Annotated in this window: 5 protein-coding genes; 4 read left to right on the top strand and 1 reads right to left on the bottom strand. The window is 70.0% G+C overall.

Annotated elements, in window-relative coordinates; translation table 11 throughout:
* Positions 1-310 precede the first annotated feature (310 nt).
* On the bottom strand, positions 311-1,168 hold the full coding sequence (locus tag IE107_RS34165; protein ID WP_189548231.1) for an IclR family transcriptional regulator: 858 nt from the start codon (positions 1,166-1,168) through the stop codon (positions 311-313).
* A 302-nt stretch (positions 1,169-1,470) separates the two neighbouring features.
* On the opposite strand from IE107_RS34165, the gene IE107_RS34160 reads away from it, so the two are divergent.
* From IE107_RS34160 to IE107_RS34145, 4 genes are all read left to right on the top strand, one after another.
* Positions 1,471-2,841 carry an aspartate aminotransferase family protein gene (locus tag IE107_RS34160; RefSeq protein WP_189548230.1) on the top strand — a complete coding sequence of 457 codons (1,371 nt, stop codon included), beginning with the start codon at positions 1,471-1,473 and terminating at the stop codon, positions 2,839-2,841.
* The gene (locus IE107_RS34155) at positions 2,841-4,028 is read left to right on the top strand and encodes a mandelate racemase/muconate lactonizing enzyme family protein (RefSeq protein WP_189548229.1); all 1,188 of its coding nucleotides are present in this window, start codon (positions 2,841-2,843) and stop codon (positions 4,026-4,028) included. The genes IE107_RS34160 and IE107_RS34155 overlap by 1 nt, the downstream gene beginning before the upstream one ends.
* The gene (locus tag IE107_RS34150) at positions 4,025-4,870 is read left to right on the top strand and encodes an amidohydrolase family protein (RefSeq protein WP_189548228.1); all 846 of its coding nucleotides are present in this window, start codon (positions 4,025-4,027) and stop codon (positions 4,868-4,870) included. Before IE107_RS34155 ends, IE107_RS34150 begins: the two co-directional genes overlap by 4 nt.
* Positions 4,871-5,072: 202 nt before the next feature.
* Positions 5,073-5,912, top strand: coding sequence for an SDR family NAD(P)-dependent oxidoreductase (locus IE107_RS34145; RefSeq protein WP_189548227.1), 840 nt, complete (start codon positions 5,073-5,075; stop codon positions 5,910-5,912).
* The last annotated feature ends 172 nt before the right edge of the window (positions 5,913-6,084 follow it).

Raw genomic sequence — 6,084 nt, 5'->3', positions numbered from 1 at the left:
GGCCACGGCCGAGCCGGCCATGACCAGACCGGCCAGACCGGAAGCCCGCAACAGATTCCGGCGGGACGAGGCCGAGGTGTGGTGGTGCGGAACGCTGCTCATGCGGACTTCGCCTTCCGAGAAGTGCGATAGGTGAGGGAGCGTTCCTGCGGGGGACTGCCATGAGGCGGATGGCTGAAAATGGTTCGGCTGTCGAATGTCCGCGGCGCGATGGGCAGGCGCCGGAACCAGGCCGGAAGGGGTAAAACGCCGGTGACCATGAAGTGTCTCGGCGGTTGGCAGGGAACCTACGGCGGGTTACGCCATTTGGTCAAGGCCTGATTGCGTCGGAATGCGACGTGTCGGTGTCCGGGTTGGCGCCGTCCGCGTCGTCGACCCAGCCGAGCGAGACGCTGATCCGGCGGGCCGCGTCCCTGACCTGGCCGCCCAGTTCCTGGTAGCGCCAGGCCGGCAGGCCGAGCTTCAGCCCGGTGATGGAGATGGCTCCGGCACACACCGAACGGTCGTCGAAGACCGGGGCGCCGATGCAGATGATGCCCTCGGCGTCCTCCTCGTCGTCCAGGGCGTAGCCGGCCCGCGCGATGTCGCGCAGATGCGACAGGAAGGTGGCCGGGTCGGTGATCGTGCGGGAGGTGCGCCGGGGCAGCCCGAACCGCTCGACGACCTCGGCCGCCTCGCCCGGCGGCACGGCGGAGAGCAGCGCCTTGCCCAGGCCCGTGCAGTGCGGCAGCTCGCGCTGCCCCATCCGCAGATCGAGCCGGACGCGCTGGTCGAGCTCGACCTGGTCCACGACGACCGCGTGGCCGTCCTCGGGGACGGCGAGGCGGGACGCCATTTTGGTGGTCCGCGTCAGTTCGCGCAGGACGGGGTGGGCGACCCCGCGCAGCGATACCTGGGAGCGGGCCCGGTCGCCGAGCCGGGCCAGGTTCATGCCGAGCCGGTAGCGGCGGTTCATGCCCTCGCCGTCGTCGGAGACGAGGCCGTAGGCGCGCAGGGTCTGGAGCATGCCGAAGGCGGCGCTCTTGGAGATGGAGCAGGCCTGGCCGACCTCCGTGACGCTCAGGCCGCCCCCCTGTCCGGGGGCGGCGAGCGCCTCGAGGATGTCCGCTGCCCTGGCCACGCTCTTGACCCAGTACTTCGGTTCTTCTGAGGCGGCGCTGTTCGTCATAGCAGAACAGCCTAGTGCCTCGGGGGAGGCTCGAACGCGTTTTCTCTGTGAAAAACCACGGAAACGAGCCTTCCGGGGACCGAAAGGGTCTTGACCGGCCCTGGAGCCGCACGTAATATCCAAGCACTGTTCTGCTCTACAGAACAGCGTTCAGAAACAGCGAACGCATCACCTGAAGCACCACCTCAAGCACCACGGATCATCCTCTTCCTGCGGCGACTGCCGGGCGGATGGCGCCAGGGATTCATGGGCCGGGCAGGGCCTGCGAAGACCGACGACTATCGACGCAAGGAGCAAGCGATATGAGTTCAGGCCCGGTAGGCAACGAATCCGGAGCCCGACTCGCCGAGCGCGCCCGCCAGGTCGTACCCGGCGGCGTGAACAGCGGTCAGCGCAGCGTTCCCGGACTGACCGACCTGGTCGTCACGGGTACGGACGGCGCACGGTTCCGTACCGCCGACGGACGCGAGTACACCGACTTCCACTCGGCGTTCGGCCCGCCCCTGCTCGGTCACAACGACCCCGACGTGGCCCGCGCCACCGCAGAGGCCGGCGCCACCCTCGGCCACATGGGCGTCGGCGTCACCGAGGGCGAGATCGTCCTCGCCGAACAGCTCGCCGAGCTGATCCCCTCGATCGAGAAGGTGCTGCTCACCAGCACCGGCAGCGAGGCCACGTTCCACGCGCTGCGCGTTTCCCGCGCCGCCACCGGCCGCCGCCTGGTCGTGAAGTTCCAGGGCTGCTACCACGGCTGGCACGACGCGGTCAGCCTCAACGTCATCTCCGCGCCCGAGAAGGTCGGCGGCCACGACCCGATCTCCACCGGCATCCTGCCCGAGGTCCTCGAAGCCACCCTCGTCCTGCCGTTCAACGACAGCGAGGCCGTCCGCCGAGCCTTCGCCGAGCACGGCTCCGACATCGCCGCCGTGATCGTCGAGCCCGTCCCGCACAACGTCGGGGCGCTCCTGCCGTACCAGGAGTTCCTCACCACGCTGCGCGAGGAGACCACGAAGGCCGGCAGCGTCCTGATCTTCGACGAGGTCATCACCGGTTTCCGCCACGACATCGGCGGCTGGCAGAAGATCTCCGGCGTCACCCCCGACCTCACCACCCTCGGCAAGGCCATTGCCAACGGCGCCCCCGTCGGAGCGATCGGCGGCCGCGCCGACCTGATGGACCTCTTCTCCACCCGTCCCGGCGCCCCCGCCTTCTTCGCCGGCACGTACAACGGCCACCCGTCCGTGGTGGCCGCCGCCCTCGCCACCCTGCGCAAGCTCCGCGAGGAGCCGGTCCACGAGCACGTCTTCAGGCTCGGCGAGCGCGTCCGCACCGAACTGACCGGACTGTACGAGCGCCTCGGCGTCCCCGCCGTCGTCACCGGCTACGGCTCCGTCTTCGTCAGCTACTTCATGCCGGGCGAGGCCCCCCGCACCTACGTGGACCTGCTGAACAACGACGCCTCGCTGTTCGTCGGCTACCGCCGCAAGCTCCTCGACCACGGCCTGTTCGAGCTGCCGCTCAACCTCAAGCGCAGCCACATCAGCTACGCCCACACCGACGCCGACGTGGACCGCCTCGTCGAGGGCACCGAGGCCGCGGTCAAGGCCGTCCTCGCCGACGGCGGCGCCCGCGACCTGGAGAACACCTCCACCATGGGCGGGGCGACCCGCTGATGCTGACCGTCAACCGCACCCGCCCGGCGGGCCCCGCAGGCCGGATCACCCGCGTCGAGACCCTGATGCTCGGTACCTCCTGGCGCGACTTCGGCTACGTCCGGGTCCACACCGACGAGGGCCTCTCCGGCATCGGCGAGATCACCCACCCCTACCGGGTCCGCGAGGTCTGCGCCCTCACCGAGGCACTGGCGCAGCGCCACCTCATCGGCGCCGACCCCTTCGACATCGAGGAGCTCTGGCTCCGCGTCTACCAGGGCGACTTCCTGCGCGGCGGCGACATGGGCGGCGTCGCCCTGTCCGGCCTCGACCAGGCGATGTACGACCTCATGGGCAAGGCGCTCGGCGTTCCCGCATACCGGCTGACCGGCGGCGCCTGCCGGGACGAGGTACGCGTGTACGCCAACGGCTGGTACACCGGCGAACGCGAGCCCGAGACCTTCGCGGCCAAGGCGAAGGAGACCGTGGCTAAGGGCTTCACCGCCCTCAAGTTCGACCCGTTCGGCCCCGGACTGCACGAGCTGGAGCGCGCCGAACTGCGCCGCTCCGTCGACCTGGTGGCCGCCGTCCGCGAGGCCATCGGGCCCGACGTGGACCTCTTCATCGAGGGCCACGCCCGGTTCGCCATGCCGACCGCGGCCCGTCTGGTGCGCGAGCTGGAGCCCTTCGACATCGGCTGGTTCGAGGAGCCGATGCCGTGGACCCACATCGAGCGCTACGCGGAGCTGCGGCAGCGCGCCGCCTTCCCGATCTCCGGCGGTGAGCACTTCCACAACCGCTACGAGTACAAGCCGCTCTTCGCCACCAACGCGGTCGACATCATCCAACCCGACCTCTCCATGGCCGGTGGATTCACCGAGGTCAGAAAACTGGCCGCGATCGCCGACACCCACGGCATGCTCGTGGCCCCGCACAACTCCAACTCGCCGCTCTGCACCACCGTCTCGGTGCACGCGACGCTCGGAATCCCCAACTTCAAGATCCTGGAGACCTTCGACGGGCTCCTGGAGGACTACGTCTTCGACGCCCTCAAGGGAACCCTTCCGATCACCGACGGCCACATCGGCCTGCCGACCGCACCGGGTCTCGGTGTCGAGCTCGTCGACGAGGTCTTCGAAGAGCACCCGCCCAGCCACCGCTTCTGGAACATGTTCGCGGACGGCTGGGAGAAGCGGAACCGGACATGATCGTCGACGTCCACTCGCATCTCTTCCGGCACAGCCACGACTTCACCGACCCGTTCAGGTCCGACTCCGCCCGCGCCCACGCGGGCGAGGTCGACCTCACGGTGAAGTGGGAGGAGTACGCCGCCACCGCCCCCGAGGGCACCCGCACGATCGTCGTCGGCGGCAAGGCCCGGCGCAGCGGCCTCTGGGTGGACGACGCCGCCGTCGCCTCGTACGCCGCAGCGCATCCGGACCGGCTCATCGGCTACCTCTCGCTCGACCCCACCCAGCCCGGCTGGCAGGACGAACTCCGCCACGGCCACCAGGAACTGGGACTGCGCGGCATCAAACTGATGCCGATGTACGCGGGCTTCGACCCGGCCGCCGAGGAGTACGACGAGCTGTACACGTACGCCGAACGGCACGGACTCCCGCTCCTGGTGCACACCGGCACCACCTTCGTGTCGAGCGCGCCGCTGGAGTGGGCGATGCCCCGCCACCTGGACGCGGTCGCCATCCGTCACCCGGAACTGCGGATGGTCCTCGCCCACCTCGGCCACCCCTTCGAGGGCGAGTGCATCGCGGTCATCCGCAAGCACCCGCATGTGTACGCGGACATCAGCGCCCTGCACTACCGGCCCTTCCAGCTCTGGCACAGCCTCCGGCTGGTCCAGGACTACGGGGTCTTCCACAAGCTGATGTTCGGCAGCGACTACCCGTTCACGACGGTCGACGACTCGGTGAAGGGGCTGCGGGAGATCGCCCGTATCCCCGGTATCCCGGGACTGCCGCCGCTCGACGCGGACGCGGTGGAGGAGATCATCCACCGGCCGTCGCTGGATCTGCTGGGCCTGAACGGCTGACCCGGCCGTTCCCCTTCGAACCTGCCGGTACGGCGCCGGGGTCATCCCCCTGTCGCCCGGTACCGACCGGCAGCCGGGCCGCCGCGCCATCACCCGAGTGTCCCTGCGCGGCGGCCCGGACCTCTCCGGCGATCAGTACCGGACCCGACCACCCCTCCGCACGTCTCCGCCACTCCACCTCTCCGCCTGGAGGAACCCCGCCATGACCGCAGCCGTCCCGCCCCGGGGAACCGACCGCTTCGATCTGACCGGCCGCACCGCGGTCGTGACCGGGGCCGCCCGGGGCCTCGGCCGGTCCTTCGCCGTCGGCCTCGCGGAGGCGGGCGCCGATCTGGTCCTCGTCGACCTGCCCGGTGCCGAGGGCGTCGCCGAGACCGCGGCGGCGGTCGAGGCACTCGGCCGCAGCTGCCGGACGTACGGGCAGGATCTCGCGGACATCGACGCGCTGCCCGGCTTCGTCGACGCCGTACGCGCCGAGGCGGGGCCCCTGCACATCCTCGTCAACAACGCGGGCACGGCGGCGCTGGAACGCTTCAACGAGATCACCCCCGCGAGCTGGTCGCACATCATGCGGGTCAATGTCGACGCCGTGTTCTTCCTCAGCCAGCGCATCGCCGAACACATGACGGCGGACTCGATCGCGGGCCGCATCATCACGATCACATCGAAGAACGCCCTGGTGGCAGAGGCCGGCCTGGCCCACTACAACGCCTCCAAGGCCGCCGCCCAACTGCTCACCGAGACCCTGGCGGTCGAACTCGCCCCGCACGGCATCACCGCCAACACCCTTGCCCCGGGCATGGTCGAGACGCCGATCGACGGCGCATTCCCCTTCGACCGGGAGGCCTTCGAATCCGCGTACCGCGAGCGCATCCCGCTCGGCAGGTACGCGCAGCCCGACGAATGCGTAGGCGCGCTGCTGCTGCTCGCCTCGGACGCCGGGGCGTATCTCACAGGGGCGCGCATCGTCGTCGACGGGGGAGTGCTGGCCGACCAGATGCCGCGGATGCGCTTCATGCCGCCGTACCGCAACACGATCTGACCGCGACCGACCGGCAGTCGGTACCCACCGAGCACGCATCGACAACGCGAGGAGCGCCTCCGTCATGTCCGTCAATGCTTCGTCCCCCGCTCCGTCCTCGGCCTCGTCCCGCCGGAATCTGTTGCGGGCTTCCGGTCTGGCCGGTCTGGTCATGGCCGGCTCGGCCGTGGCC

The sequence above is a fragment of the Streptomyces gelaticus genome, from assembly GCF_014649535.1.
Taxonomy (GTDB): domain Bacteria; phylum Actinomycetota; class Actinomycetes; order Streptomycetales; family Streptomycetaceae; genus Streptomyces; species Streptomyces gelaticus.
The sequence above is the reverse complement of the archived record's forward strand: the minus strand, read 5'-3'. Positions and strand labels throughout refer to the sequence as shown.

Bases quoted from the DNA above. Each gene is read 5' to 3' on its own strand.
- IE107_RS34165 (WP_189548231.1), bottom strand. From the start codon at position 1,168: ATGACGAACAGCGCCGCCTCAGAAGAACCGAAGTACTGGGTCAAGAGC.
- IE107_RS34160 (WP_189548230.1), top strand. From the start codon at position 1,471: ATGAGTTCAGGCCCGGTAGGCAACGAATCCGGAGCCCGACTCGCCGAG.
- IE107_RS34155 (WP_189548229.1), top strand. From the start codon at position 2,841: ATGCTGACCGTCAACCGCACCCGCCCGGCGGGCCCCGCAGGCCGGATC.
- IE107_RS34150 (WP_189548228.1), top strand. From the start codon at position 4,025: ATGATCGTCGACGTCCACTCGCATCTCTTCCGGCACAGCCACGACTTC.
- IE107_RS34145 (WP_189548227.1), top strand. From the start codon at position 5,073: ATGACCGCAGCCGTCCCGCCCCGGGGAACCGACCGCTTCGATCTGACC.